At 72.5% G+C, this 25,039-nt stretch carries 22 protein-coding genes; 18 read left to right on the top strand and 4 right to left on the bottom strand.

The window, feature by feature from the left end:
* Positions 1-58 precede the first annotated feature (58 nt).
* A complete protein-coding gene (locus E4P39_RS18570) occupies positions 59-1,153 on the bottom strand; it encodes a CaiB/BaiF CoA-transferase family protein (RefSeq protein ID WP_135138072.1) in 1,095 nt (364 codons plus the stop codon).
* Between the two features lie 97 nt (positions 1,154-1,250).
* Between E4P39_RS18570 and crcB the strand changes: the two genes are divergently transcribed.
* The 8 genes from crcB to E4P39_RS18530 all read left to right on the top strand — a co-directional run bounded on the left by crcB (position 1,251) and on the right by E4P39_RS18530 (position 11,835).
* A complete protein-coding gene (gene crcB, locus E4P39_RS18565; RefSeq protein ID WP_135138071.1) occupies positions 1,251-1,634 on the top strand; it encodes a fluoride efflux transporter CrcB in 384 nt (127 codons plus the stop codon).
* Complete coding sequence (locus E4P39_RS18560) at positions 1,631-1,987, top strand: CrcB family protein (RefSeq protein WP_135138070.1); 357 nt, start codon at positions 1,631-1,633, stop codon at positions 1,985-1,987. Before crcB ends, E4P39_RS18560 begins: the two co-directional genes overlap by 4 nt.
* 105 nt (positions 1,988-2,092) lie before the next feature.
* The gene (locus tag E4P39_RS18555; protein ID WP_245159945.1) at positions 2,093-3,691 is read left to right on the top strand and encodes a methyl-accepting chemotaxis protein; all 1,599 of its coding nucleotides are present in this window, start codon (positions 2,093-2,095) and stop codon (positions 3,689-3,691) included.
* A gap of 94 nt (positions 3,692-3,785) precedes the next feature.
* Positions 3,786-5,279, top strand: a complete 1,494-nt coding sequence (locus E4P39_RS18550) for a trehalose-6-phosphate synthase (protein WP_135138069.1) — start codon at positions 3,786-3,788, stop codon at positions 5,277-5,279.
* A complete protein-coding gene (otsB, locus tag E4P39_RS18545; RefSeq protein WP_135138068.1) occupies positions 5,276-6,034 on the top strand; it encodes a trehalose-phosphatase in 759 nt (252 codons plus the stop codon). Before E4P39_RS18550 ends, otsB begins: the two co-directional genes overlap by 4 nt.
* Positions 6,035-6,355: 321 nt before the next feature.
* Positions 6,356-7,969: a methyl-accepting chemotaxis protein gene (locus E4P39_RS18540; RefSeq protein WP_245159944.1), complete on the top strand. Its 1,614-nt coding sequence runs from the start codon at positions 6,356-6,358 to the stop codon at positions 7,967-7,969.
* Between the two features lie 295 nt (positions 7,970-8,264).
* A complete protein-coding gene (locus tag E4P39_RS18535; RefSeq protein WP_135138066.1) occupies positions 8,265-9,881 on the top strand; it encodes a methyl-accepting chemotaxis protein in 1,617 nt (538 codons plus the stop codon).
* Between the two features lie 322 nt (positions 9,882-10,203).
* On the top strand, positions 10,204-11,835 hold the full coding sequence (locus tag E4P39_RS18530; RefSeq protein ID WP_135138065.1) for a methyl-accepting chemotaxis protein: 1,632 nt from the start codon (positions 10,204-10,206) through the stop codon (positions 11,833-11,835).
* A gap of 305 nt (positions 11,836-12,140) precedes the next feature.
* On the opposite strand, the gene E4P39_RS22435 is transcribed toward E4P39_RS18530, so the two are convergent.
* A complete protein-coding gene (locus E4P39_RS22435; protein WP_167761963.1) occupies positions 12,141-12,413 on the bottom strand; it encodes a hypothetical protein in 273 nt (90 codons plus the stop codon).
* Here E4P39_RS22435 and E4P39_RS18525 point away from each other — a divergent pair.
* The 10 genes from E4P39_RS18525 (at position 12,412) to E4P39_RS18480 (ending at position 22,474) form a co-directional block, all read left to right on the top strand.
* A complete protein-coding gene (locus E4P39_RS18525; protein WP_167761962.1) occupies positions 12,412-14,058 on the top strand; it encodes a methyl-accepting chemotaxis protein in 1,647 nt (548 codons plus the stop codon). The genes E4P39_RS22435 and E4P39_RS18525 overlap by 2 nt on opposite strands.
* 174 nt (positions 14,059-14,232) lie before the next feature.
* A complete protein-coding gene (locus E4P39_RS18520; protein ID WP_135138064.1) occupies positions 14,233-16,659 on the top strand; it encodes a chemotaxis protein CheA in 2,427 nt (808 codons plus the stop codon).
* A 1-nt stretch (position 16,660) separates the two neighbouring features.
* Complete coding sequence (locus tag E4P39_RS18515; RefSeq protein ID WP_209306612.1) at positions 16,661-17,113, top strand: chemotaxis protein CheW; 453 nt, start codon at positions 16,661-16,663, stop codon at positions 17,111-17,113.
* A 324-nt stretch (positions 17,114-17,437) separates the two neighbouring features.
* A complete protein-coding gene (locus E4P39_RS18510; RefSeq protein WP_135138063.1) occupies positions 17,438-18,328 on the top strand; it encodes a hypothetical protein in 891 nt (296 codons plus the stop codon).
* A 430-nt stretch (positions 18,329-18,758) separates the two neighbouring features.
* Complete coding sequence (locus tag E4P39_RS18505; RefSeq protein WP_135138062.1) at positions 18,759-19,865, top strand: chemotaxis response regulator protein-glutamate methylesterase; 1,107 nt, start codon at positions 18,759-18,761, stop codon at positions 19,863-19,865.
* A complete protein-coding gene (locus tag E4P39_RS18500) occupies positions 19,862-20,686 on the top strand; it encodes a protein-glutamate O-methyltransferase CheR (RefSeq protein WP_135138061.1) in 825 nt (274 codons plus the stop codon). Before E4P39_RS18505 ends, E4P39_RS18500 begins: the two co-directional genes overlap by 4 nt.
* Before the next feature lies 1 nt (position 20,687).
* Entirely contained in the window at positions 20,688-21,071 is a 384-nt protein-coding gene (locus tag E4P39_RS18495) for a response regulator (RefSeq protein ID WP_135138060.1), read from the top strand.
* Positions 21,068-21,589, top strand: coding sequence for a chemotaxis protein CheX (locus tag E4P39_RS18490; RefSeq protein ID WP_135138059.1), 522 nt, complete (start codon positions 21,068-21,070; stop codon positions 21,587-21,589). Before E4P39_RS18495 ends, E4P39_RS18490 begins: the two co-directional genes overlap by 4 nt.
* Before the next feature lie 43 nt (positions 21,590-21,632).
* Entirely contained in the window at positions 21,633-21,995 is a 363-nt protein-coding gene (locus E4P39_RS18485; RefSeq protein WP_135138058.1) for a response regulator, read from the top strand.
* Positions 21,992-22,474 carry a hypothetical protein gene (locus E4P39_RS18480; RefSeq protein ID WP_245159943.1) on the top strand — a complete coding sequence of 161 codons (483 nt, stop codon included), beginning with the start codon at positions 21,992-21,994 and terminating at the stop codon, positions 22,472-22,474. Before E4P39_RS18485 ends, E4P39_RS18480 begins: the two co-directional genes overlap by 4 nt.
* Positions 22,475-22,708: 234 nt before the next feature.
* Here the strand turns inward: E4P39_RS18480 and E4P39_RS18475 are convergent, their stop codons facing one another.
* A complete protein-coding gene (locus E4P39_RS18475; RefSeq protein WP_135138057.1) occupies positions 22,709-23,173 on the bottom strand; it encodes an ATP-binding protein in 465 nt (154 codons plus the stop codon).
* A 109-nt stretch (positions 23,174-23,282) separates the two neighbouring features.
* Positions 23,283-24,983 (bottom strand): SpoIIE family protein phosphatase, encoded by a 1,701-nt coding sequence (locus E4P39_RS18470; RefSeq protein ID WP_245159942.1) that lies wholly within the window; start codon positions 24,981-24,983, stop codon positions 23,283-23,285.
* Positions 24,984-25,039: the final 56 nt, after the last annotated feature.

The raw sequence follows: 25,039 nt of genomic DNA, 5'->3' as shown, positions 1-25,039 counted from the left end.
CCCGCTTTCGGTACCGAAAGCCGCCGGGCGCAGCCCCGCTTTCGGTACCGAAAGCGGGTCAGAGGCCGAGCTCGGCGCGGATCTCCTGGTCGTGCTCCCCCACCGCGGGCACCCGGCCCACCGAGCCCGGCGTGGCCGAGAACCGGGGGGCGACGGCGGGCTGCACGACGCCGTCCACCTCCACGAACACCCCGCGATCGACGTTGTGCGGGTCGGCGGTCGCCTCCACCAGGGACAGCACCGGCGCGACGCAGGCGTCGGTTCCCGCGAAGACCGCCCACCACTCGGCACGGGTCCGCGAGGCGAACGCTTGCGTGAATCGGTCCCGCAGCGCCGGCCACTGCCGCGGGTCCTCCCGGGGCGGCAACGCCTCGCCGTCCAGGCCCAGACCGCGGACCAGCGCCGCGTAGAACTGCTCCTCGAGCGCGCCGACGGCGACGAACCGCCCGTCGGCGCAGCGGTAGACGTCGTAGAACGGCGCCCCGGTGTCCAGCAGGTTCACCCCGCGGTGGTCCACCCAGGAACCGCCGTCCAGCATGCCGTGGATCATCGTCGTCAGGACGGCGGTGCCGTCGACGATCGCGGCGTCCACCACCTGGCCCCGACCGGTGCCGCGGGCCGAGATCAGCGCGGCCAGGGCACCCAGCGCGAGGAACACTCCCCCACCGCCGAAGTCGCCCAGCAGGTTCATCGGTGGCGCGGGCCGCTCGTCCGGGCGGCCGGTGGCGCCGAGCGCACCGGTGAGGGCGATGTAGCCGATGTCGTGGCCGGCGCTGGCCGACAGCGGACCGGTCTGCCCCCAGCCGGTCATCCGCCCGTAGACGAGCGCCGGGTTGCCTGCCAGCGCCTCGTCGGGCCCCAGGCCCAGCCGTTCCATCACCCCGGGCCGGAAGCCCTCGAGGAGGACGTCGGCCCGCGCGACCAGCGCCCGGACGACGTCGAGGTCGGCCGGGTCCTTGAGATCGAGGGCGATCGAGCGCTTGCCCCGGTCCAGCAGCGACGTCGCGCCCAGTGTGCCCATGAGCCCGCCACGGTCTCCCCGCCGGTCGATGCGGACGACGTCGGCGCCGAGGTCGGCGAGCAGCATGCCGCAGAACGGTCCCGGTCCCAGCCCGGCGAATTCGACGACGCGCACGCCCTCCAGCGGTCCCATGGCGGCTCCTCCCCTGCCCTGGACCGCCCGCGTGCGACCCTTCCCCGGGCATGCTGCCGGACGCGGGCCGCACAGAGACCGGAGGGTCGAGCAGGAGATGGCCTACGTGCTGGCGGCGCTCGGCGGCGCGCTGGGAGCGCTGGCCCGCTGGGCGGTCGCCGGAGCCCTGCCCTCCTCCCCCGCCGGCTGGCCGTGGGCGACCCTGCTGGTCAACCTCACCGGCTGCCTGCTGCTGGGCGTCCTCCTCGCCGTCCTCGCGGCTCGCGCCCCCGAGGCGTCGTGGCCGCGGCCGTTCCTCGCCGTCGGTGTGCTCGGCGGGTACACGACGTACTCGGCGTTCGCCGTGGAGGTCGTCCGTCTGGCCGAGACGGGAGCGGTGGTCGCCGCCGGTGCCTACGTCGTCGTCTCGGTCGTCGGTGGCGTGGCGGCTGTGGCAGCGGGAACACTCGCCGCCCACGGTGCCCTGGGCCGACGCGCGTGACGCCGCTGCTCGTGGTGGCCGGCGCGCTGGCCGGCGCCCCGCTCCGGCTGCTGGTGATCCGGACGGCGGCGCGGAGCGGGCGGGACCCCGCAGTGGGCACCCTCGTCGTCAACGTCGTGGGCGCTGCACTGCTCGGCGCGGTCCTGGGTGTGAGCGGAGCACCGGGGTGGGTCGTGGCGCTCGTCGGCACCGGCTTCTGCGGCACGCTCACCACGTTCTCGACCCTCGGGGCCGACGTCGTCCGTCTCGTCGAGGAGCGGGCGCTCGGCCGGGCCGTGGGTTACCTCGCGGCGACGCTGGTGCTCGGCCTGGCCGCCGCGGCGGCGGCCTACCTGGGGGCCGGGGCCCTTTAGTTGTGCACCACCGGGCGTTCCCGATCCGATGGCGACGGCCGATGTAGAGGGGAGACCCCCGGCCGACGTGGCCCGGGGGCCATCGTCCGTGTCAGGAGCTCCCCCGTGGGACTGCACCGCCTCAGCGTCGGCCACCGCCTGGTTGCCGGCTTCCTCCTCGTCGTGCTGGGCATGGTGGTCGTCACCGCCCTGGGGGTGAGCAGGGTAGCCCAGGTCAGTGACCGGCTCAGCGTCATCAACGAGCTCAACAGCGTGAAGCAGCGCTACGCGATCAACTTCCGCGGCAGCGTCCACGACCGCGCCATCAGCCTCCGGGACGTCGTCCTGGCGTGGGGCCCGGCCGACGTCGAGAAGCACGTCGCGGACATCGAGCGGCTGGCCGGGGACTATGCCGCGTCCGCGGAGCAGCTGGACACGTTCTTCGCCGACGACAGCCTGGTCAGCCAGGACGAGGTGGCGGCCTACGAGGCCATCCAGAGCATCGAGGCGCAGACGCTTCCGCTCGTCGACGACGTGATCGCCCTGCGCGAGGCCGGGCAGGACGCCGCCGCGATCAACCTGCTGATGACGGAGGTGGCGCCGCTGTTCTCCGACTGGCTCGCCTCGATCAACGTGCTCATCGACCTCGAGGAGGCCAAGAACCAGGCCGAGGGCGCCGAGGCCCGGGAGATCGCCGACGGCTTCCTGGTGGTCATGGTCGTCCTGTGCGGCCTGGCCGCCGCGATCGCCCTGGTCGTGGCATGGCGCATCGCCCGCAGCATCACCGCCCCCATGGCCGACGCCGTCACGGTCTTCGCGGCCGTCGCCGACGGCGACCTCAGCCAGCGGCTCGACGTCGCCGCGAAGGACGGCCTCGGCGAGATGGGGCAGTACGCCAACAAGGCGCTGGCGCGCATGGGTGAGGCGATGGCCGCGGTGTCCCGCAGCGCCGCCGAGCTCGCCGCCACCAGTGACCGCGTCGGAGAGGCCTCGTACCGCATCGCGGGGAACGCGCAGGAGTCCTCGGCGCAGGCCAACGTCGTCGCCGCCGCTGCCGAGGAGGTCTCGCGCAGCGTGCAGACGGTCGCCGCCGGCTCGGAGGAGATGGGGGTCTCCATCCGCGAGATCGCGCAGAGCGCCAGCGAGGCCGCTCAGGTGGCCAACCGCGCGGTCGCGGCGGCGGAGACGACGAACGTCACCGTGAGCCGGCTCGGCGCCTCGTCCCGGGAGATCGGCGACGTGGTGAAGGTGATCTCCAGCATCGCCGAGCAGACGAACCTGCTGGCTCTGAACGCCACGATCGAGGCGGCCCGGGCGGGCGAGGTCGGCAAGGGCTTCGCGGTCGTGGCCAACGAGGTCAAGGAGCTGGCGCAGGAGACCGCGCGGGCGACCGAGGACATCGCGCGGCGGGTCGAGGCCATCCAGGCCGACACCGCGAACGCCGTCAGCGCCATCGAGGAGGTCTCGAGCGTCATCGGCCGGATCAACGACTACCAGACGACCATCGCCTCCGCGGTGGAGGAGCAGACGGCGACGACGGCGGAGATGGACCGCAACGTGACCGAGGCGTCCACCGGGTCCGGGAACATCGCCACCACCATCGCCGGGGTGGCCGCCGCCGCCCGCTCGACGAGCGAGTCCGTGGCGGAGTCGCAGCAGGCCGCCGTCCAGCTGGCGGACGTGTCCAGCCGGCTCCAGGACGTGACGAGGCAGTTCCGCGTCTGACCTGGGCAGACGCGCATGGGAGGGCCCGTCCGGAGCATCGGACGGGCCCTTCCGTGAGCATCGGCCCCGGCACCTCAGTAGGGTCGGGGGCGGTATGGGGGAGACATCGAGCACGCAGACCGGGGCGGACAGCCCCGTGGTCGTCGTGGCCAACCGCCTCCCGGTCGACCAGGTGACCGACCCCGACGGCGGAACGCGCTGGCAGCGCAGCCCGGGCGGCCTGGTGACCGCGCTGGAGCCGTTCGTCGCCGGTCAGGGTGGCGCGTGGGTCGGCTGGTCGGGCTCCGCCGGCGACGGCCCGGAGCCGTTCGAGTCCGGGGGGATGTCGCTGGTCCCGGTCCCGCTCTCCGAGGAGGAGGTGGACCGCTACTACGAGGGCATGTCGAACGCCTCGCTGTGGCCGCTCTACCACGACGTCGTCGAGAAGCCGGAGTACCACCGGACCTGGTGGGACACCTACGTCCAGGTCAACAAGCGGTTCGCCGAGCGGGCCGCGGCCGTCGCCGCCGAGAACGCCATCGTGTGGGTGCACGACTACCAGCTGCAACTGGTCCCCGCGCTGCTCCGCCAGAGCCGCCCCGACCTGACGATCGGGTTCTTCCTGCACATCCCGTTCCCGCCGTACGAGCTGTTCACCCAGCTCCCCTGGCGCTCGGCGATCGTCGAGGGTCTGCTCGGCGCCGACCTGGTCGGCTTCCAGCGGCCGGCCGCGGCGTCGAACTTCGTCCAGCTCGCCCGGAGGCTGCACGACCTGCCGGCCCGCGGGCCGACGGTCGAGTACGACGGGCGGACGGTCGTCGCCCGGGCCTTCCCCATCTCCATCGACGTCGCCTCGTTCGACGAGCTGGCGCGCTCGCCGGAGGTGCTGGCCCGGGCCGAGCAGATCCGCAAGGAGCTGGGCAACCCGAAGAAGATCATCCTCGGCGTCGACCGGCTGGACTACACCAAGGGCATCGGGGTGCGGCTGGCCGCGTTCGAGGAGCTGCTCGAGGACGGCGTGGTGGAGGCCCCGGACACGGTCCTGGTGCAGGTCGCGACGCCGAGCCGCGAGCGGGTCGAGCACTACGTGCACATGCGGGAGACCATCGAGCAGAAGGTCGGCCACATCAACGGGGTCTTCGGGTCGATGGCCGGCCCGGCGGTGCACTACTTCAACCAGTCGATGCCGCGCGAGGAGCTGGCCGCGCTGTACCGGGCCGCCGACGTGATGCTGGTGACGCCGTACCGGGACGGCATGAACCTGGTGGCCAAGGAGTACGTGGCCGCGCGCGGTGACCTGGGCGGAGCCCTCGTCCTGTCGGAGTTCGCCGGGGCGGCCGCCGAGCTCAAGCAGGCGTTCATGGTCAATCCGCACGACGTCGCGGGGGTGAAGAGCCAGCTGGTCCGTGCCCTTCGGGTGGAGCCCGCGGAGGCGGCGAAGCGGATGCGGGCGATGCGCCGGCACCTCTTCCGCAACGACCTGGACCACTGGGCCACCTCGTTCATCGACGCGCTGCGCAGTGGCGCGCACGGCGGGGGTGCGGACCGGAAGGCCGACCGCGACGCGGAACGGAGCGCGCGACGGGGACAGCCGGGAGCGCAGGGATGAGCACCGGACCGGTCGCGCTGCCACCGGCCCTGGACGCGGCGCTGGTGGACCTCGCGGAGCGGCGGCCGCTGCTCGTGGCCAGCGACTACGACGGGGTGCTCGCCCCGCTGCGCGACGACCCGGCGGCGGCCGTCCCCGAGGCGGGTGCCGGCGAGGCGCTCGCACGGCTGTCCCGGGTGGACGGCGTCATCGTCACCCTCGTCAGCGGGCGGGGCGTGGCGGACCTCCAGGCGACGAGCGGCTGGTCCGGCGACTTCCGGTGGGTGGGCAGTCACGGGGCCGAGTTCGACGGCCCGCTGACGGGCGAGCTCGCCGACCGGCGCGACCGGCTGGCCGAGCAACTGGAGCCCCTCGTGGCGACCGTCGACGGTGCCTGGCTCGAGGTCAAGCCGGCGAGCGTCGCCGTGCACGTCCGCCCGGTCGAGGACCGCGCCGCGGCCGCTCTCCTGCTGGACGAAGCACGTGCGACGGTGGATTCGTCACTGACGTTGAAGCCGGGCAAGGACGTCCTCGAGATCGCGGTCACCGACGCCGACAAGGGGGGCGCCCTCCGGCGGCTGGCCGACGAGCTCGGCGTCGCCGCTTCGGTCTACCTCGGGGACGACGTCACCGACGAGGACGGCTTCCGTGCCCTCGCCGGGGACCACGACGTCACCGTCAAGATCGGGGAGGGGCCCACCGAGGCCCGGCACCGGGTATCGGATACTGTCGCGGCAGTTGCCGTGCTGAACCGGCTGGCCGATCTGCTGGCCTGACGACCCGCCGCATCCGGCGTGTCGGCGCCGCCGCCGGAATGACCGCACGTCCGCCCTCCGGCGAGCGTCCGCGGAATGTCGACAATCCGCCCGGCCTGGACGGCGACCAGCGTATTCGCTCACGCATCCACGCATTCGGAATCGGTGACCCGGACGGGGCTGTCGACAAATCTCAGTGCCGGACCGGCGACCACGGCCATGCATAACGATTGCTCTGACCATAGGGTCTCAAGGCCGTCGGGAAGTGTTGGAATCACAACAATCACCGTGTCACCCAGCCCCGGTGCCGGCACCATTCACTCCCCTTCTGGACGGTTTCTCGTGAGTACCCCTCCCCTCCCCCAGGCCGGCCCGAAGCGTGCCGGCTGGTTCGCCAATCGCTCCCTCGCCGTGAAGTTCGGCATCCTCGTCGGCGTCGTCATCTTCGCCTTCGGTGGCGTGCTCGTCTCGGTCCTCACCGGCAACGCGGCCGTGCTCGTGGCCGACGAGGAGCTCGCCCACCTGAACCACGCGGAGAAGGTGGTCCTCCAGCTCGACACCCGGGCCAGTGAGCTGAAGGTCGACGGCTTCAAGGCGCTCGTCCGCGAGAACCCGAGCGACCAGCTCGCCGAACTGGCCGACGACATCGCCACCCCGCAGGAGCTGCTCGCCGAGCTCGACACCATCCACCTGGCGGACAGCCCGCCGTCGGCCGCCGCGGTCGCTGACCTGCAGGAGAGCTACGGTGCCTACACCGATGCCATCACCGCCTTCGTGGACGGCGCGGTCGCCGATCAGGAGGCGATGCAGGTCCGGTGGGAGGAGATCCAGGCCGCCAACGACCTGACCGACGGCGCCGTCGGCGCGGCGAAGGACGCCCTCGCGGCGGCCAACGCCGAGGCGCAGACCGTGCTGAACGACGCGATCGGTGACGCGCAGACGAACACGCTCATCGCGTTGGCGATCGGCCTCGCCGTGGTCGCCGGGCTCAGTGTCGTGACGGTCCGGTCCATCACTCGGCCGGTCCGCGCCGTGAAGGCGTCCCTCGATGCACTGGCCACCGGTGATCTGACGGTCGCGACCGGCGTCAACTCGAACGACGAGCTCGGCCAGATGGCTGCCTCTCTGGACACCGCGCAGGCGGCTCTGCGAGAGGTCCTGTCGGCGATGGCCGGCTCGGCCGATGCGGTCGCGGCGTCGTCGGAGGAGCTGTCCGCGTCCTCCCAGCAGATCTCGGCCTCGGCTCAGGAGACCAGCGTCCAGTCCGGTGTCGTGGCGGGTGCCGCGGAGGAGGTCTCGCGCAACGTGGCCACGGTCGCCGCGGGTGCCGAGGAGATGGGTGCGTCGATCCGGGAGATCGCGTCCAACGCGGCCGAGGCCAGCGAGGTCGCTGCCAAGGCCGTCGTCGCCGCGGAGACCACCACCGCGACGGTGGCCAAGCTCGGTGCGAGCTCGGCCGAGATCGGCAACGTCGTCAAGGTCATCACCTCGATCGCCGAGCAGACCAACCTGCTGGCGCTGAACGCCACCATCGAGGCGGCGCGGGCCGGCGAGGCGGGCAAGGGCTTCGCCGTCGTGGCCAACGAGGTCAAGGAGCTGGCGCAGGAGACCGCGAAGGCGACCGAGGACATCGCCAAGCGCGTGCTGGCCATCCAGGGCGACACCACCGCCGCCGTCGCGGCGATCGAGGAGATCTCGAGCATCGTCGCCCAGATCTCCGACCGGCAGACCACCATCGCCTCGGCGGTGGAGGAGCAGACCGCGACCACGAACGAGATGTCCCGCTCGGTGCAGGAAGCCGCCGACGGCGCCGGCCAGATCGCCACCAACATCACGGGTGTCTCGGGCGCCGCCGACTCGACCACGCAGGCGCTGACCCAGACCCGTACCGCCGTCGATGAGCTGTCCCGCATGGCTAGCGACCTGCGCACGACGGTCGGGAGGTTCACCTACTGATCGCGAAACGACGCCCGGCGTTGACGCCGGCAGAAGGAGCGCATGGCCATTCCGGCCATGCGCTCCTTTCTGTTCCCGACCGTGCGGACGGCGCCTGTCGACAAATCACCGGGCGAACGACGGTCGCCGCACTTTCTCGGGACACGTCCGATTTCTCACTCATTTGCGGCACTCCATCGATCGAAATGTCCCATCATTGCTCCGAGTCACCCGAGCGGCTGGGAGTCGCCGCCGCTCACACATTCAGCACCCGAACCGCGCGCACGCAGCTGCCCTCACCTCCAGGAGTACCGACATGTCCGTCCCTGCTCGCTCCGTTCCGAAGAGGGGCCCCGGTGGCTGGTTCGCAGACAAGCCGGTCGGCGTCCGGATCGGCGCCGTCGTCGCGCTGCTCGCCGTCGTCGTCCTCGGCACGAACTGGCTGGCCGTCGACCGCATCCAGGAGATGCGCGCCGGCCAGGAGGCCATCTACGACGAGAACCTCCTGCCGTTGAACGCTCTGGCCGAGGTGCAGCGGGCGCACGCCGCGTACCGCGTCCGCACCCTCGAGTACGCGGTGTCCTCCCCCGAGCGCCGCCTCGAGCTGGTCGGGCAGATGGAGGAGAAGGCCGCCGACCTCCAGGCCGGCTACGACGCCTACGAGCCGTTCATCGTGGCGCCGGAGGAGATGACCCGGATGATGGAGACCCGGGAGCAGTACCTCGAGCTGGTGGCCACCGAGCTGTTCCCGGCGGCCGACCGCGGCGACTTCGAGGCCTTCGCCCAGATCCAGTCGGAGCAGCTCCAGCCGCTGCTGCAGATCATCGCCGACGACATGGAGGCCGAGGGTGTCGCGCAGTCCGCGCAGGCCGCCGCGCGCAACGCAGCCGCTTCCGACGAGGCCGATTCGGCCGTCACGCTGCTCCTGGCCACCTCCACGGGTGCGGTCGCCGTGGCCGTCGCCCTGACCGTCGTCGTCGTCCGGCGCATCACTCGCACGGTGCGCTCGGTGCAGCGCTCCGCGGAGGCCATGGCGGCCGGCGACCTCACCGTCAGCAGCGGCGTCACGTCGAAGGACGAGCTCGGTCAGATGGCAGCCGCCCTCGAGTCGGCGCAGCAGAACCTGCGCGACGTCCTCTCGTCGGTCGTCGGCTCGGCCGACGCGGTCGCCGCGTCGTCCGAGGAGCTGTCGGCCTCGTCCCAGCAGATCTCGGCGTCGGCCGGTGAGACCTCGGCGCAGTCCGGTGTCGTCGCCTCCGCCGCGGAGGAGGTCAGCCGCAACGTGCAGACCGTCGCCGCCGGTGCGGAGCAGATGGGCGCGTCCATCCGCGAGATCGCGTCGAACGCCGCGGAGGCCAGCGAGGTGGCGGCCAAGGCCGTCGTCGCCGCGGAGACCACGACGGCCACGGTCGCCAAGCTGGGGGCGTCCTCGGCCGAGATCGGCAACGTCGTCAAGGTGATCACGAGCATCGCCGAGCAGACCAACCTGCTCGCGCTGAACGCCACCATCGAGGCCGCCCGGGCCGGCGAGGCCGGCAAGGGCTTCGCCGTCGTCGCCAACGAGGTGAAGGAGCTGGCGCAGGAGACGGCGAAGGCGACCGAGGACATCGCCCGCCGGGTCCTGGCCATCCAGGGCGACACCACCGCCGCGGTGAACGCGATCGAGGAGATCTCCACGATCGTCGCGCAGATCTCCGACCGGCAGACCACCATCGCCTCCGCGGTGGAGGAGCAGACCGCCACGACGAACGAGATGTCCCGCTCGGTCCAGGAGGCGGCCTCGGGCACCACCGAGATCGCCACGAACATCACCGGGGTCTCCGCGGCCGCGGACTCCACCACGCAGGCGCTCGGGCAGACCCGCACCGCCGTGGACGAGCTGTCCCGGATGGCGTCCGACCTGCGCACCACCGTCGGGAGGTTCACCTACTGACCTCCCCAGCTCCTCCCGACGAGGGTGGCGACCGGAATTCCGGTTGCCACCCTCGTCGCATTCCCGGCTGTGCCGGACAAGGGTGCCCGGGCGCTTTGTCGACACCCGGAAAGCGGTGCCCGAGCTATTCCTGGGCGCTGTTGGAACACGCGCAGAATGGCGCGGTACTGCGATCCCTCAGCGCTTAACTTCTTCCTGCGACGTCTGTGACTCCAGAGCCCCGAGGGGCCGACGCCATTGCGCAGGCGACCACACCGCACGGCACCACTGCCACCGAAGCCCCGGTCGCGCAGGAACGAAGATCCCGAGGAGAAGCACCACCGTGAAGTCCACCAACCCCACCGAAAACCGATCCCACTGGTATCGGGACCTGTCCATCCGCACCCGGATCCTCGGGCTGACCGGCGTCCTCCTGCTCGGGCTGATCGCCTCGCTGGTCTCCGGCGTGGTCAACGGCAACCGGGCCAGCGACCTGCAGGCCCAGGCGGATGCCGCGGTGCGCGTGCAGCAGCAGGTCGAGACGGCCCGTTACGACCTGCTCTGGGCGGCGAACTGGCAGAACATCACCGCCTGGCGCTCCCGCGTCGACGGCGGTGCCACCGCGGCGGCGGCCGACGGCGACAACGTCGCGTTCTACACCGACGGCGCCGAGGGCTTCGAGCGGCTCTTCGCGATCGACCAGACCCTTCTCGACGAGCAGGGCCGCGAGAGCCTGGCCGCGATCGAGACCAACTGGCGCGCCATGAGCGACTTCAACGACCAGATCTTCGCCCTGTGGGCCGCGGGCCGCCTCGACGAGGGCGACGCCATGTCCACCGGCGAGAAGTGGGACGTCTTCTACGTGCTGGACCAGGCGATGACCGAGCTCGTGACGTCCGTGGACGCCCGGGCGGCCTCGTTGCGCGGGCAGGCGCAGGACGCCGACGACACCACCGCGCTGATCGCCGGCCTGGTCACCGCGCTGAGCCTGGCACTGGGTCTCGCCGTCGCCCTGGTCGTCTCCCGCGGCATCGTCCGCGGGGTCAAGGAGGTCAAGGGCGGACTCGAGCGGGTGGCCGACGGCGACCTGTCCGTGCGCCTCCCCGTGCGGGGCCGGGACGAGCTCGGCCAGATGGCGGCTGCGCTGAACAGCGCCGCAGGCACGATGGCGACGACGGTCGGCGAGATCGCCGCCTCGGCGGACGCGGTGGCGGCGTCGTCGGAGGAGCTGTCGGCGTCGTCGGCGCAGATCTCGGCGTCGGCGGGGGAGACCTCGGCGCAGTCCGGCGTCGTGGCCGGTGCCGCGGAGGAGGTCTCGCGCAACGTGCAGACCGTCGCCGCCGGTGCGGAGCAGATGGGTGCGTCGATCCGGGAGATCGCCTCGAACGCGGCGGAGGCGAGCGAGGTCGCAGCCAAGGCCGTCACCGCGGCCGCCACCACGACGGCCACGGTCGCCAAGCTGGGGGAGTCCTCGGCGGAGATCGGCAACGTCGTGAAGGTGATCACTTCCATCGCGGAGCAGACGAACCTGCTGGCCCTGAACGCCACCATCGAGGCCGCGCGGGCCGGTGAGGCCGGCAAGGGCTTCGCCGTCGTCGCCAACGAGGTCAAGGAGCTGGCGCAGGAGACGGCGAAGGCGACCGAGGACATCGCCCGCCGGGTGCTGGCCATCCAGGGCGACACCACCGCGGCGGTCACCGCGATCGAGGAGATCTCGAGCATCGTGGCGCAGATCTCCGACCGGCAGACCACCATCGCCAGCGCCGTCGAGGAGCAGACGGCGACCACCAACGAGATGTCCCGGTCGGTGCAGGAGGCCGCCTCGGGCACGACGGAGATCGCCACGAACATCACCGGTGTGTCGACGGCGGCGGACGCCACGACGCAGGCGCTCGGCCAGACGCGGACCGCGGTGGACGAGCTGTCCCGGATGGCGTCCGACCTGCGCACCACCGTCGGGAGGTTCACCTACTGACGTCCACGAAGGACACCCGGAGGGGGTGGCGAGCCGGAGACCCGGTTCGCCACCCCCTCCGTGCTTCGGTCGTCAGGATCATCGTGCCGTCCCCGACGGTCCGGACGAGGCAGCCCCCGATCCGGTGGCCGGAGCGATGACCGAGTCGCGGGCTGCGCGGGCGATCCACGACACGCCGGACACGCCGCACGTCGTGTCGACAGCCGGGCCGGCGGCCTCGATGGAATCACCCCAGCATTGGCGTCCGGCCAGCCGTTCCGGTGCGGCCGCGCAGTCCCGCAACGTCGTCAGCAGGTCATTCGCTCTCAGCTCGTCGTCGACGCAATGACCGTGTCGAGTCGCCAGATCGACATTCGAGAAAGGTCATCGACCGGTCTTGCCGGCCGGCGCAAAAAGGTGCTCGGGGGCTCGTGGAAATCGCCCGGCGCAAGGTTTCGGCCCCTAATCTTCTGCATGTCCGGCAGCGCCCCTCGAACCGTCGAGGCGCATCCCCGGATGCGCCGCCGGTCATCGAGGACCCGTGGCAGGAGCAGCCATTCCCAGTCGCGCGTCGCGGCACAATCGAGGAGCACCGTCATGTCCCACTCCACGTCCGCCGGCTCGGCCGAGGCCCCGGCCGTACCGGCCGCATCCACCGCCTGGTGGGGTGACCGCGGCGTCCGGACCAAGACCCTCGCCGCCGTCGGCGTCACCGCCGCCGTCGCCCTCGGTGTCGGTGTCATGGGCATCTCCGCGCTCGGCACCACCGCCGATGCGACCACGGCGCTGTACGAGGGCAACATCAAGGGGATCCAGGCCGCTGAGTCGATGGTGGACGGGGTTGCCGCCGCGCGGCTTGCCTCGCGGAACGCCATCCTCGCCCCGACCCCGGAGCTGACCGAGGAGGTCGTCGCGGAGCTCGCCGAGGTGGAGGCGGCCTTCCAGGCCGCTGCCGAGGACTATCTCGCCGCCGATCCCGACGACGAGCAGCGTGCCGTCCTCGAGGAGGCCACCACCAGCTTCGACACGTACGCGACCGCCGTCCGGACCGAGCTGATTCCCCTGGCCATGGCGAACGACTACGCCGGTTGGTACTCGACCAACAAGGAGCGGGTCTCCGAGTTCGGTTCCGCGACCGAGACGGCGGTACGCGAGCTGAGTGCGAGCGAGGCCGACGCCGCAGCCCAGGCCGCCAAGAATGCGCAGGCCGACTACGAGACGCAGCGGACGCTGTCCATCGTCGTCCTGCTGGTCGGGATCTCCCTGGCGCTGGGCATCGGTCTCGTCGTCGCTCGCGGCATGGCCCGCGGCGTCGGCAGGGTCCAGGAGGTCGCCGAGGCCCTGGCCGCCGGCGACCTGACCAAGAGCAGCGGCCTGACCACGAAGGACGAGCTGGGCCGCATGGGCGCAGCACTGGACACGGCAGTCGCCGGCCTGCGTGACCTGATGGCGTCCGTCGTCGGTTCGGCCGATGCGGTGGCGGCGTCGTCGGAGGAGCTGTCGGCGTCCTCGGCTCAGATCTCGGCCTCGGCGGAGGAGACCTCGGCCCAGTCGGGTGTCGTGTCCAGCGCCGCGGAGGAGGTCTCCCGCAACGTGGCCACGGTCGCCGCGGGCGCCGAGGAGATGGGCGCGTCGATCCGGGAGATCGCCACCAACGCCGCGGAGGCCAGCGAGGTCGCGGCCAAGGCCGTCACCGCCGCCGCCACCACGACCGCCACGGTCGCGAAGCTCGGTGAGAGCTCCGCGGAGATCGGCAACGTCGTCAAGGTCATCACGAGCATCGCCGAGCAGACGAACCTGCTGGCACTGAACGCCACGATCGAGGCCGCCCGGGCGGGGGAGGCCGGCAAGGGCTTCGCCGTCGTCGCCAACGAGGTGAAGGAGCTGGCGCAGGAGACGGCGAAGGCGACCGAGGACATCGCCCGCCGGGTCCTGGCCATCCAGGGCGACACCACCGCGGCGGTGAACGCGATCGAGGAGATCTCGAGCATCGTCGCGCAGATCTCCGACCGGCAGACCACCATCGCCAGCGCCGTCGAGGAGCAGACCGCCACGACCAACGAGATGAGCCGCTCGGTCCAGGAGGCCGCCACGGGCTCCACCGAGATCGCCGGCAACATCACCGGCGTCTCGGCTGCCGCCGAGTCCACCACCCAGGCGCTCACCCAGACCCGCACCGCGGTGGACGAGCTGTCCCGGATGGCCGCGGACCTGCGCACCAACGTCAGCCGCTTCACCTACTGAGGCGCAGCCGCCCCCCCGCCCGCCGGTGCGTGCGGGGGGCGGGCGCGGCTGCCGATAACGAGAGAGACGGCTGTCGCCGGACGGATTCACCTTGACTCCGCCGGCGGCAGGCCGATGACCCAACCGGACGCGGCCCACGAGCCCGTCCGCGACGTGAGAGAGAAGGCAGTAACCGTGGACGGTCTGGACGACATCGTCGAAGAGTTCCTGGTGGAGAGCCACGAGAACCTCGACCAGCTGGACTCTGACCTGGTCGCCCTCGAGCAGGAGCCCAACTCCCGCGACCGGCTGTCCAGCATCTTCCGGACGATCCACACGATCAAGGGCACGAGCGGCTTCCTGGCCTTCAACCGGCTGGAGGAGGTCACGCACGGCGGCGAGAACATGCTGTCCCGGCTGCGCGACGGCGCGCTCGAGCTGACCCCCACCCGGACCAGCGTGCTGCTGCAGATGGTCGACACCGTCCGCGCGCTCCTGGCCTCGATCGAGGCGACCGGCGGCGAGGGTGCGGTCGACGTCTCCGCCGTCGTCGCCGCGATCAGCGCCGCGATGGAGGACGCCCCCGCCGAGCCGGCCCCGGCCCCCGCACCTGCGCCGGTCGCCAAGGCCCCCGCCAAGGCGCCCGCGAAGGCCCCCGCCGCGAGGAAGGCACCGGCCGCGAGGAAGGCCCCCGCCCGCAAGGCGGCGGCCCCGCGCGCGAAGGCCGCCCCCGCGGCGAAGAAGCCGGCCCCCGTGCCCGCAGCTCCGGAGCTGCCGGCCGTTCTCGTCGACGACCTGCTCCAGGGAGCCCCCGTAGTCATGGCCGAGCGCATCGTCGAGGAGCCGGTCGCGCCGGAGTCCGTCGACCACCCCGACACCGACGGCGCGGGCGGCCAGGGACGCCGGGCGGTCGCCGACAGCACCATCCGCGTCGACGTCGACCTGCTCGACGAGCTCATGCTGCTCGTGGGTGAGCTGGTGCTGACCCGCAACCAGATCGTCCAGAACGTCGCGAAGCAGACCGACACGGACCTCATCCGCTCCTCGCAGCGGCTGAACCTCATCGCCAGCGAGCTGCAGGAGGGCGTCATGAAGACGCGCATGCAGCCGATCGACCACATCTGGTCCAAGCTGCCCCGCGTCGTCCGCGACCTCGGCATCCAGTGCGGCAAGTCGGTGCGCCTGGAGATGGAGGGCAAGGACACCGAGCTCGACAAGACGCTGCTCGAGGCCGTCAAGGACCCGTTGACCCACCTGGTCCGCAACTCCGTCGACCACGGCGTCGAGAAGCCCGACGCCCGCAAGGCCGCGGGCAAGCCCGCCGAGGGCGTCCTGACGCTGCGCGCCAAGCACGAGAGCGGCCAGGTCGTGGTCGAGGTCGCCGACGACGGCGCGGGCATCGACCCGGCCAAGCTCGGCGCGAAGGCGGTGGAGCGCGGCCTGATCACCGTCGACGCGCTCAACCGGATGAGCCCGGCCGACATCCTCCAGCTGATCTTCCTGCCCGGCTTCTCCACGGCCGCGGCGGTCACCAACGTCTCCGGCCGCGGCGTCGGCATGGACGTGGTCAAGACCAACATCGAGGCCATCGGCGGCACGATCGAGGTCGAGTCCGAGGCCGGTGTGGGGACCGTCTGCCGGCTGCGCATCCCGCTGACGCTGGCGATCGTGCCCGCGCTCACCGTCGAGTGCGCCTCCGACCGCTACGCCATCCCGCAGATCAGCCTGCAGGAGCTCGTCTCCCTCGACGCCGAGAAGGCCGCGAACGCCGTCGAGGAGGTGGGCGGCGCGCAGGTGTACCGGCTGCGCGGCGAGCTGCTTCCCCTGGTCCGCCTCACCGACGTCCTCGGACTCACCTCCGAGCGGCACGACGGCCACGTCGTCATCGCCGTCCTCCGGTCGGAGGGACGCCGCTTCGGCCTCGTCGTCGACCGCGTCATCAACACCGAGGAGATCGTCGTCAAGGCGGTCGGTGGCCAGCTCAAGGCGATCGGCCTGTACTCGGGCGCCACGGTGCTCGGCGACGGCACCGTCGCGCTGATCCTCGACGTGCAGGCCCTCGCCCGGCGCGCGCTGCGCACCGAGACCGTGGACCGCCAGGAGTCCCGCGCGGCCGCCGCTGCGGCGACCGTCGAGACCGAGCGGCAGCGGATGCTGCTGGCCGCGATCGGCGGCGGACGCCGCGTCGCCATCCCGCTCGACACGGTCACCCGCCTCGAGCTGGTGCGCACCGACGCGGTGGAGAAGGTCGGCAACCGGGAGGTCGTGCAGTACCGCGGCGCGATCCTGCCGATCGTCCGCCTCGACCGGCACCTGGGCGCTTACAACGACAGCGAGCGCGAGGTCCTCGAGGTCATCGTGTACGCCGACCACGGGCGCAGCGTCGCGATCGTCGTCGAGGAGATCCTCGACATCGTCGACGGCGAGGCGGCCGTGCGCAGCGACATCGACGACCTGGGCCTGCTCGGTTCCGCCGTCCTCGGCGACCGGGTGACCGAGCTCCTGGACGTGCGCGCGGCGATCCTGGCGGCCGACCCGGCGTTCTATTCCACCCACCCCACCGCCCTCACCCCCCTTCCCACGGTGCCCGAGGGCACCACCACCTCTCTGCTGGAGGTCTGACGTGACTGCCGCGATCGAGAACAAGGCGCCCGCCGCCAGCGGGCAGCTGGCCACCTTCCGGCTGGACGGCGACCTCTACGGCGTGGAGGTGGAGCACGTGCAGGAGGTGCTGCGCAGCCAGCAGCTGACGCGCGTTCCCCTGGCGCCGTCCGCGGTGGCCGGGCTGATCAACCTGCGCGGTCAGGTGGTCACCGCGATCGAGCTGCGTGAGCGTCTCGGCCGGCCCCCCCGCCCCGAGGGCACCGACGCCGTCGTCATCGTCGTGCGTCTGCGCGGGGAGGCGGTCAGCCTGCTCGTCGACTCGATCGCCGACGTCGTGGACGTGGACGCCAGTGACTTCGAGGCTCCGCCGGACACGCTCGAGGGCTCGGCCCGCGACCTCATCCGCGGTGCCTACAAGCTGGACGGCAAGCTGCTGCTGGCGCTCGACGTCCACAAGGCCGTCGGCGCCTGAGCCGCTCTCCCGACGCCCGACACCGGCCCGGACCTGCGCCCGCAGGCCCGGGCCGGTCTGTCGTGCGTCCCCGTCCAGCACGACGTGAAGGTGGGTTCGCCTGTAGGGGTGGATGCGGCCGGTCGGCCCGGAGGAGGCTCTGGCGAGCTGCGGACGACGGCCTCCCGATCGGCTACTGAGAGTCATCTTCAGTAACAGAGGCGGAGAGAACACGCGGCCGTCACCCCTCGCTCTCCTGCCATGGGGTGATGACCGGGTGTCGTCGGATGGCGCCCGACCGGGTGGGTCGACCAGCATGGTCAGACCCACCCCTGGAGGCGAGCCATGCCCTACTCCCTGGTCAGTGCCGCGACGCTCGGCTTCGACCTGGTGCGGCTGCCCGCCGGCCGGGCGGTCGCCGAAGTCCTCCTGATCGGTCTCGCCGCCGACGCCACCGATCTCACCCGCGTCGCCGCCGCCCATCCCGCCCGGGGGCTCGAGCGCGAGCAGCGCGGCGTCCGTGCCGTCCGCTCCCGCCGTGCCCGCGAGATGGCCGCCTCCGTCCCGCACGTGCGCGACGCCGCCGCCGGCGACGCACGCGACCGCGCCGCCGTCCTCGTCGCGCAGCTGGAACAGGGCACGATCGGCGACGCCCCCACCCTCGAGCGACTGCTCCGGGACGACGTCCTGGGCTCCGAGCACCCGGCCGTGGCCGGCCTGGACCCCGAGCTGCGGGACGAGGCCGCCGAGGTGCTGGCCGACGCCGCCGTCGGCTTCTGGGCGGCCGGCGTGCTGCCGCCGCTGGTGCGCCGCGAGCTCACCTCCGCCCTCGACCGCGTGACCGACGGGGGACCGTTCTCCGCCGGGTTCGCCGTCGACCTCGGGGACGAGCTGCAGACCTTCCTCGCGGCCGTCCGGGACCTCGACGACGCCGGTCGCGACCGGTGGCGCGCCGCCGTCGACGAGGGGCGGGCCGAGCACCGCCCGTGGGCCGGCGCGATGCACGAGGCCTCGTGGGCCGCGCATGTCTCCGGCCGGACGCGGGATCTCGCCGCCGTCCAACTGCACGCCGTGCAGGCGTTCCTGGACGGCGGCTTCGACGGCCGGGACGGCGCGTCCGGAGCCTGGAACGCCGTCGCCGGGTGCGTGCAGGGCCTGTACATGGGCGACCTGCTCGACGAGGTCTCCCTCGCGGTGCTCCGTGCTCCGTGGGCCCGGGTGACCGGCGGCCGCTGACCGCACCTCCCGGCCCGATCCGTCCGCCTCGGCGGACCCGCTCGCCCCGAACCTGGGGTAGTTCCCCCGGCCCGGTCGGCGCTCGGGCCGCTCCGTGCGCGCGACTGTGCAGAAATCGGGGCCGAACGGCGATCCAGTCCCCGGTTTCCGCACAGACGCGCCCGCGTGGCCCGCTGAGGACCGGCACGCGTGGCGCACGGCGACCGGCCGGTCGATCCGTCGCTCGTGCCCCTTCCGGACCGGATCGGTCCGTTCGCGTGAAGTTCGGTTGCGCACGGCCGAAATCGTCGTGGAGGCGGTCCGGCCCCCCGGACCCGCGCCGTTCCCGGCTTTTGCCGCTGCGATGCGCTCAAGCCTTCCGGCCGGCTGCCGATAAAGAGAACGGCAGCCTGCGGGGCTGAACCCCAGCAGGGAAGCAGGAGGATCACGCGTGAACCCGATCAGGGTGATGGTCGTCGACGACTCGGTCGTCGTCCGGAAGATCGTGACCGACGTGCTGTCCGCGGATCCCGACATCGAGGTCGTGGGTACTGCCGTCAACGGCAAGGTGGCCCTCGCCAAGCTCGAGGCCCTGAAGCCCGACCTCATCACGATGGACATCGAGATGCCGGAGATGAACGGCATCGACGCGGTACGCGCGATCCGCGCCACGCGCAGCCGCGTCCCGATCATCATGTTCAGCACGCTGACCGAGCGCGGCGCCTCCGCGACCCTCGACGCACTGTCGGCGGGCGCGAACGAGTACGTGACCAAGCCCGCGAACGTGGGCAGCGTCGGCCAGTCGATGGAGAGCGTGCGCGAGCAGCTCATCCCGAAGATCAAGGCGCTCACCGGACGCCCGGTGACCGGCGGCCCGGCCCGCGCCGCCGCAGCCGTGGCCCCGCCCCGTCCCGCGGCGCCTCGGACCGGCCCGAGCAAGAAGCCCGCGGTCCTCGTCATCGGGTCCTCGACCGGCGGCCCCGAGGCCCTGGCCCGGGTGCTGCCTCAGCTGCCGGCGGCCCTGACCGTGCCGGTGCTCATCGTCCAGCACATGCCCCCGGTCTTCACCCGCCAGTTCGCGCAGCGGCTCGACCGCCTCAGCCCGCTCCGCGTCGTCGAGGCGGTCGACGGCACGCCGCTGCTGCCCGGCACCGTCCACCTCGCGCCCGGCGACCACCACCTGGTGGTCCGCGGGGGCGCACGCGGCCCGCACACCTCGCTCAACCAGGGCCCGCCGGAGAACTTCTGCCGCCCGGCGGTGGACCCGCTGTTCCGCTCGGTCGTCGCCGTCTACGAGGGTGCCGTCCTGGCGGTCGTGCTGACCGGGATGGGCTCCGACGGGCGCAACGGCGCCGCCGAGGTCCGCGCCGCCGGCGGCACGGTCGTGGTCCAGGACCAGGCCACCTCCGTCGTGTGGGGCATGCCCGGCGCCATCAGCCAGGCCGGCCTCGCGGACGAGGTCCTGCCGCTGGAACGCATGCCCGAGGCCATCGCCCGGCATCTCGCCGGGGTGGGCACCGCTCGTACCGCCGCCACGCTGACCGGGGGACCCCGATGACCCTGACCGCCACCAGCTTCGACTGGGTGCGCGCGCTCGTCCACAAGGAGAGCGCGATCGTCCTCCAGCCGGGCAAGGAGTACCTCGTCGAGGCGCGGCTGCTGCCCATCGCCCGGCAGATGGGGATTCCCGACGTCTCGACCTACGTCGAGTCCGTCCGCAGCCGGCCCAGCCCCGACAGCACCCGGCAGATCGTCGAGGCGCTGACCACGAACGAGACGTCGTGGTTCCGCGACGGCGATCCGTTCACCGCGCTGACCTCGACCGTGATGCCCGCCCTCCTCGCGGCCCGCGGCCCGAACGAGCGGCTGCAGATCTGGTCCGCGGCCTGCTCCAGCGGCCAGGAGCCGTACACGATCGCCATGCTCCTCGAGGATGCGATCCCGAACGCGGCCAGCCGGGTCTCGATCACCGCGACGGACCTGTCACGGGAGATGGTCGAGCGGACGAAGGCCGGCCGGTTCAGCCAGCTCGAGGTCAACCGTGGCCTGCCGGCCCCGATGCTCGTCCGCCACTTCACGCGGGCCGGCAGCGAGTGGGAGGTCGCGCCGCAGCTGCGGCGCATGGTCACCGCCAGCGAGTGCAACCTCGCAGCGCCGCTGCCGCGGATGGGCCCGTTCGACGTGGTCTACCTGCGCAACGTGCTCATCTACTTCGACCTGCCCACCAAGCAGGCGATCCTCCGCCGCGTGCGCGAACTCATGCGCCCCGACGGATGGCTGTTCCTCGGTGCGGCGGAGACGACGCTCGGGGTGGACGACTCCTGGGAGCGGGTCGTCGTCGGCCGCAGCTCCGCCTACCGCCCGCTGAAGGGGAACTGACGTGCGTGCACTTGTGATCGACGACTCCCGCGCGATGCGCCGGATCGTCTCCGGGATCCTCGAGGGTCTCGGCTACGAAACCCAGCAGGCCGGTCACGGCCGCGAGGGCCTCGACGTCCTCGACGGTGGCTGGCTGCCCGAGCTGGTCTGCGTGGACTGGAACATGCCGGTCATGGACGGACTGCAGTTCGTCTCGGCCGTCCGCGCCAACCCCGCCTATCGGCAGCTGACCATCATGATGGTCACGTCGGAGAGCGAGCACACCCAGATCGTGCGGGCCCTGGCGGCCGGCGCCCACGAGTACATGATCAAGCCCTTCACCGCCGACGCCTTCCGCGACAAGCTCGCGCTGCTCGGCCTGCTCCCCCAGGAGGTCGCGCTGTGAACGACGTGGACACCGGCGAGCGCCGCCGGAGCGGCGAGACCCGCCCGGTCATCACCGAGCTGATCGACGAGGCCACCGTCCAGTCGATCGCCGAGGACGCCTGGACCGCTCTGGTCGGCGAGGACGAGATCCTCCTGCCGATCCCGGGCGAGCTCACCGGCGACATCGTGTCCAGCTGGGTCGACGTCGTCGGCCCGTGGACCGGCACCGTCGTCCTCACCACGGGACGCGAGACGGCTGCCGGGCTGACCCGGGCGCTGCTCGGGGACCACGCGCCCGACGAACTCGAGGACGAGGACATCGCCGATGCCTTCGGCGAGATCGCCAACGTGGTCGGCGGCAACGTCAAGGCGGCCCTGCCCGGCCCGTCCGCGCTGAGCCTCCCCGACGTCGGCGACGCCCCGGCGGTCCGCAACCCGGCCGACGTGTGCCGCCTCGACGTCCTGTGGCGCGGCGAGCCGCTGTCGATCTCCGTCCAGGGCGCGCTTCCCGCGCTCCCCGGCGCCCCCCAGAACTGACCCATTCCCCAGAACCGCGCAGCACCGAGAACGGAGTGTCACTGTGAAGATCCTTGTCGCCGACGACAGCCGCGTCATGCGGCAGATCGTCATCCGCACCCTGCGGCAGGCCGGCTACGACGACCACGACATCGTCGAGGCCGAGGACGGCGCCGACGCGCTGGCCAAGGTCACCTCGGAGAAGCCGGACCTCGTCCTCTCCGACTGGAACATGCCGAACATGACCGGCATCGAGTGCCTCCAGGCCATGCGTGCCTCCGGTTCGGCCGTGCCGTTCGGCTTCGTCACCTCGGAGGGCTCCCCGGAGATGCGGGAGAAGGCGGCCAACGCCGGCGCCCTCTTCCTCATCGCCAAGCCGTTCACCGCCGACACCTTCAACGAGCACCTGGACGGCGTGATCGCGTGAGCACCGTGACGCTTCCCGCCCCCAAGGACGTCCGCGAGATGCTCGAGGGCCTGGTCGGCCGCACCGTGGTGGTCTCGCCCGGCGCACCCGTCACCCCGGCGCCGGACCGCCCGGTCTCCGTCGCGGTCTACGTCGCGCCCGACATGTCGGTCAACGCGCTCTGCCTGATGGACCTCGCGGCGTCGGCCTACACCGCCGGTGGCCTTGCCCTGCTGCCTGCCGGCGGCTGCCAGGACGCGGTCGAGGAGGACGGCGAGCTCAGCGGCATGATGGTCGAGGCCCTGCACGAGGTCGTGAACATCGTCTCGGCGCTGTTCAACACCCCGGGCGCGCCGCACTCGAAGCTGCACAAGCTGTACGCGCCGGGGGACGACCTCCCGGGCGACATCGCGGGCATGCTGGCCGCCTTCAACCGCATCGACCTCGTGGTCGAGGTCCAGGGGTACGGCAAGGGCGGGCTCTCCCTCGTCGTGCCGTGACGCCTGTGACATTGCGGTCCTCCGGACCGCACCGCGTCGACCCCCGCTGCCGACGGCCGCGGGGGTCGACGCATGTCCGGGGCAGTTGTTGCACGTGGAACAGCCGTGCCGAGCGGTGTGCAGTGTCGCGCCGAGTGGGGCCGGAGGGCTCCGCGCAGGGCGACGAAACGGCTCAACGGACACGGGGACGGCACGTGGCCGCGGTGCGGTCCGGAGGACCGCAGTGTCAGCACCTCAGGCCAGGGCGGGCTCGCGGTCCCGGATGATCGACGGCAGGCAGGCCCAGACGTGCTTGGCGCCGCCGTCCACGTACCAGCCGTGCGCCACCGACAGCCGGGCCACGAGGTGCAGGCCCATCCCGCCGAGCGCCGGGTCGCGGTCGACCGCGGGGGCGGGCATCGACTCGGGTGCGCGGTCGCTGACGTCGATCAGCCAGCCGCCGCTGCCGGCGACGACCGTCGCGACGACCGGCACCTGCCCGTGACGCAGCGCGTTGGACGCCAGCTCGTCGAAGGCGAGGACCAGTCGTTCCGCCGCCGGATCCTCGGAGTCGTGGTCCGCAGGGAAGCCGACGTCGCCGAGTCTGCCGCGCAGACCGGCTCGCGCCGCCGGCAGCTCGGCGAGCTCGGCCAGGTTCCACCGCCAGACGTCCCCGCGGCCGTCCGGCAGCGGTCGTAGCGGCCAGGTGTGTCGACCCATGCCCTCCCCCCCTCAGGATCACGGTGTGTGGGACACGGTCGGGATGCCCAGACGGGCGACCACCCAACCCCCGAGGTGCGGAGTTCTGGGCCCCGAGGGGTGAGATCCCTCAGGAGGAGGCCGCGCCCCGGGGGTCGATGCGCACCGCGAGGAGGGCGACGTCGTCCTCCGGAGTGCCGAGCAGCATCCGTCGCAGCAGGGCGTCGCAGAGGTCGTCCAGCGGCCGGCCGGCCAGCTCGCGGAGGTGCTCGACCAGTCGGTCGCTGCCCGCGTCGATGGTGCTGCCGCGACGCTCGACCAGCCCGTCGCTGTACAGGAGCACGACGGTCCCGGGCTGCAGTGGGACGACCGTCTCGACGCGTTCGGCGGCGGGGTCGACGCCCAGCATGAGGTCGCCGACGGGCTCGCCGAGCACGGTCACGTCCCCGTCGGGGCTCAGCAGCAACGGCGGCGGATGCCCGGCGTTGGCCCACCGGAGACGGGTCCAGCCGTTCCCGTCGGCGCGCTCGAGGCGGGCGACGGCCGCCGTGGCGAGCGTGTCGGTGTGCATGTCCCAGATGGCCTCGTCCAGGCCGCGGAGCACCTCGGCCGGGCCGGCCCCGCTGTAGTGGGCGATGCCCCGCAGCAGCCCGCGGAGCTGCCCCATCGCGGCTGCCGCCGCGGTGTCGTGCCCGACGACGTCGCCGATCACGACCACGGCCGCGCCGTCCCGCTGGAGGAAGGCGTCGTACCAGTCGCCGCCCACGCGGGCGGCTTCGGCGGCCGGCACGTACCGGACGACGACCGCGGCGTCGTCGATCTCGGGCGGGTCGGTGAGCAGGCTGCGCTGGAGGGCCTCGGCCAGCTGGGCCTGCTGGCTCTGCCGGTGCACGCGCTCGATCGCCCGGCCCGCCTGGACGGCCACCTGCCCGAGGGTCTCGAGGTCGTCGTCCCCCAGATCGCGTCCCGGATCCTGGTAGAGCGTGAGGACGCCGACCGTCCGCTCCTCCGCGGGCAGGGGGAGGACCACAGCGGACTCCGGGCCGAGCGCCTGCAGGAGCCCGCGCGCCGGCCCCGGCGGCATGAGGTCGAGCACGGACGTGACCGACTCCGTCACGGCGGTGCCCGCGTGCAGCGCCAGGGCCACGGGGGAGGTCATCGGGAGCGTGTCCAGGCGGATCTCGGTGTACCGCTCCAGCATGGCCCGGCGGCGCGGATCCGCGTGCCAGGACCCGACGTCCCGGGCGCGCCCCTCGCGGTCGACGACGGTCACGATGCAGCCATCGGCGAGCGTGGGGACGACGAGCTGCGCCAGCCGCCCGAGCGCGGACTCGCCGTCCAGGGCGCCGGACAGCTCCGCCGTGACCGAGGCGAGCAGCGCCGCCCGCCCGGTCGCCCGGCGGGCGGCCTCCTCGGCCCGCACGCGGTCGGTGACGTCGAGGAAGTAGACGGCGAGACCGCCCGGCTCCGGCCAGGCGCGCACCTCCAGCCACCCCTCGGCCGTCGGACCCGGGTAGGGCGCCTCGAAGCTCACCGGCTCCCCGGAGCACATCGCGGTGCGGAACGCCGCCTCGAAGACGCTGCCGACGGTCTCCGGATACATGTCGGCCACCGTCCGGCCGACGACCTCCTCGCTGCGGTGCCGCATCAGCCGCTCCGCCTCGCCGTTGACGTAGCGGAACCGCCACTCGGGGTCCAGGAGGCAGAAGCCGGCAGGCATCGCGTCCAGCATGCGGACCAGGTCCACGCCGTCCGGGCCCGTGCCGCCCGCCCACGCCCCGCCGGTATCGGCCGGCAGCCGGGTGCAGGCGTCGGCCCGGATGACGTCCACGGCCTCCCCCAGCCTGCGGCTCTGCAGGGCCCCTGCTGGAGCCAGGCACGTGATTC

It is taken from the genome of Blastococcus sp. CT_GayMR19, from assembly GCF_004570385.1.
Classification (GTDB): domain Bacteria; phylum Actinomycetota; class Actinomycetes; order Mycobacteriales; family Geodermatophilaceae; genus Blastococcus_B.
The sequence above is the reverse complement of the archived record's forward strand: the minus strand, read 5'-3'. Positions and strand labels throughout refer to the sequence as shown.

Bases quoted from the DNA above. Each gene is read 5' to 3' on its own strand.
- E4P39_RS18570 (WP_135138072.1), bottom strand. From the start codon at position 1,153: ATGGGACCGCTGGAGGGCGTGCGCGTCGTCGAATTCGCCGGGCTGGGA.
- crcB (WP_135138071.1), top strand. From the start codon at position 1,251: ATGGCCTACGTGCTGGCGGCGCTCGGCGGCGCGCTGGGAGCGCTGGCC.
- E4P39_RS18550 (WP_135138069.1), top strand. From the start codon at position 3,786: ATGGGGGAGACATCGAGCACGCAGACCGGGGCGGACAGCCCCGTGGTC.
- otsB (WP_135138068.1), top strand. From the start codon at position 5,276: ATGAGCACCGGACCGGTCGCGCTGCCACCGGCCCTGGACGCGGCGCTG.
- E4P39_RS18535 (WP_135138066.1), top strand. From the start codon at position 8,265: ATGTCCGTCCCTGCTCGCTCCGTTCCGAAGAGGGGCCCCGGTGGCTGG.
- E4P39_RS18525 (WP_167761962.1), top strand. From the start codon at position 12,412: ATGTCCCACTCCACGTCCGCCGGCTCGGCCGAGGCCCCGGCCGTACCG.
- E4P39_RS22435 (WP_167761963.1), bottom strand. From the start codon at position 12,413: ATGACGGTGCTCCTCGATTGTGCCGCGACGCGCGACTGGGAATGGCTG.
- E4P39_RS18510 (WP_135138063.1), top strand. From the start codon at position 17,438: ATGCCCTACTCCCTGGTCAGTGCCGCGACGCTCGGCTTCGACCTGGTG.
- E4P39_RS18500 (WP_135138061.1), top strand. From the start codon at position 19,862: ATGACCCTGACCGCCACCAGCTTCGACTGGGTGCGCGCGCTCGTCCAC.
- E4P39_RS18475 (WP_135138057.1), bottom strand. From the start codon at position 23,173: ATGGGTCGACACACCTGGCCGCTACGACCGCTGCCGGACGGCCGCGGG.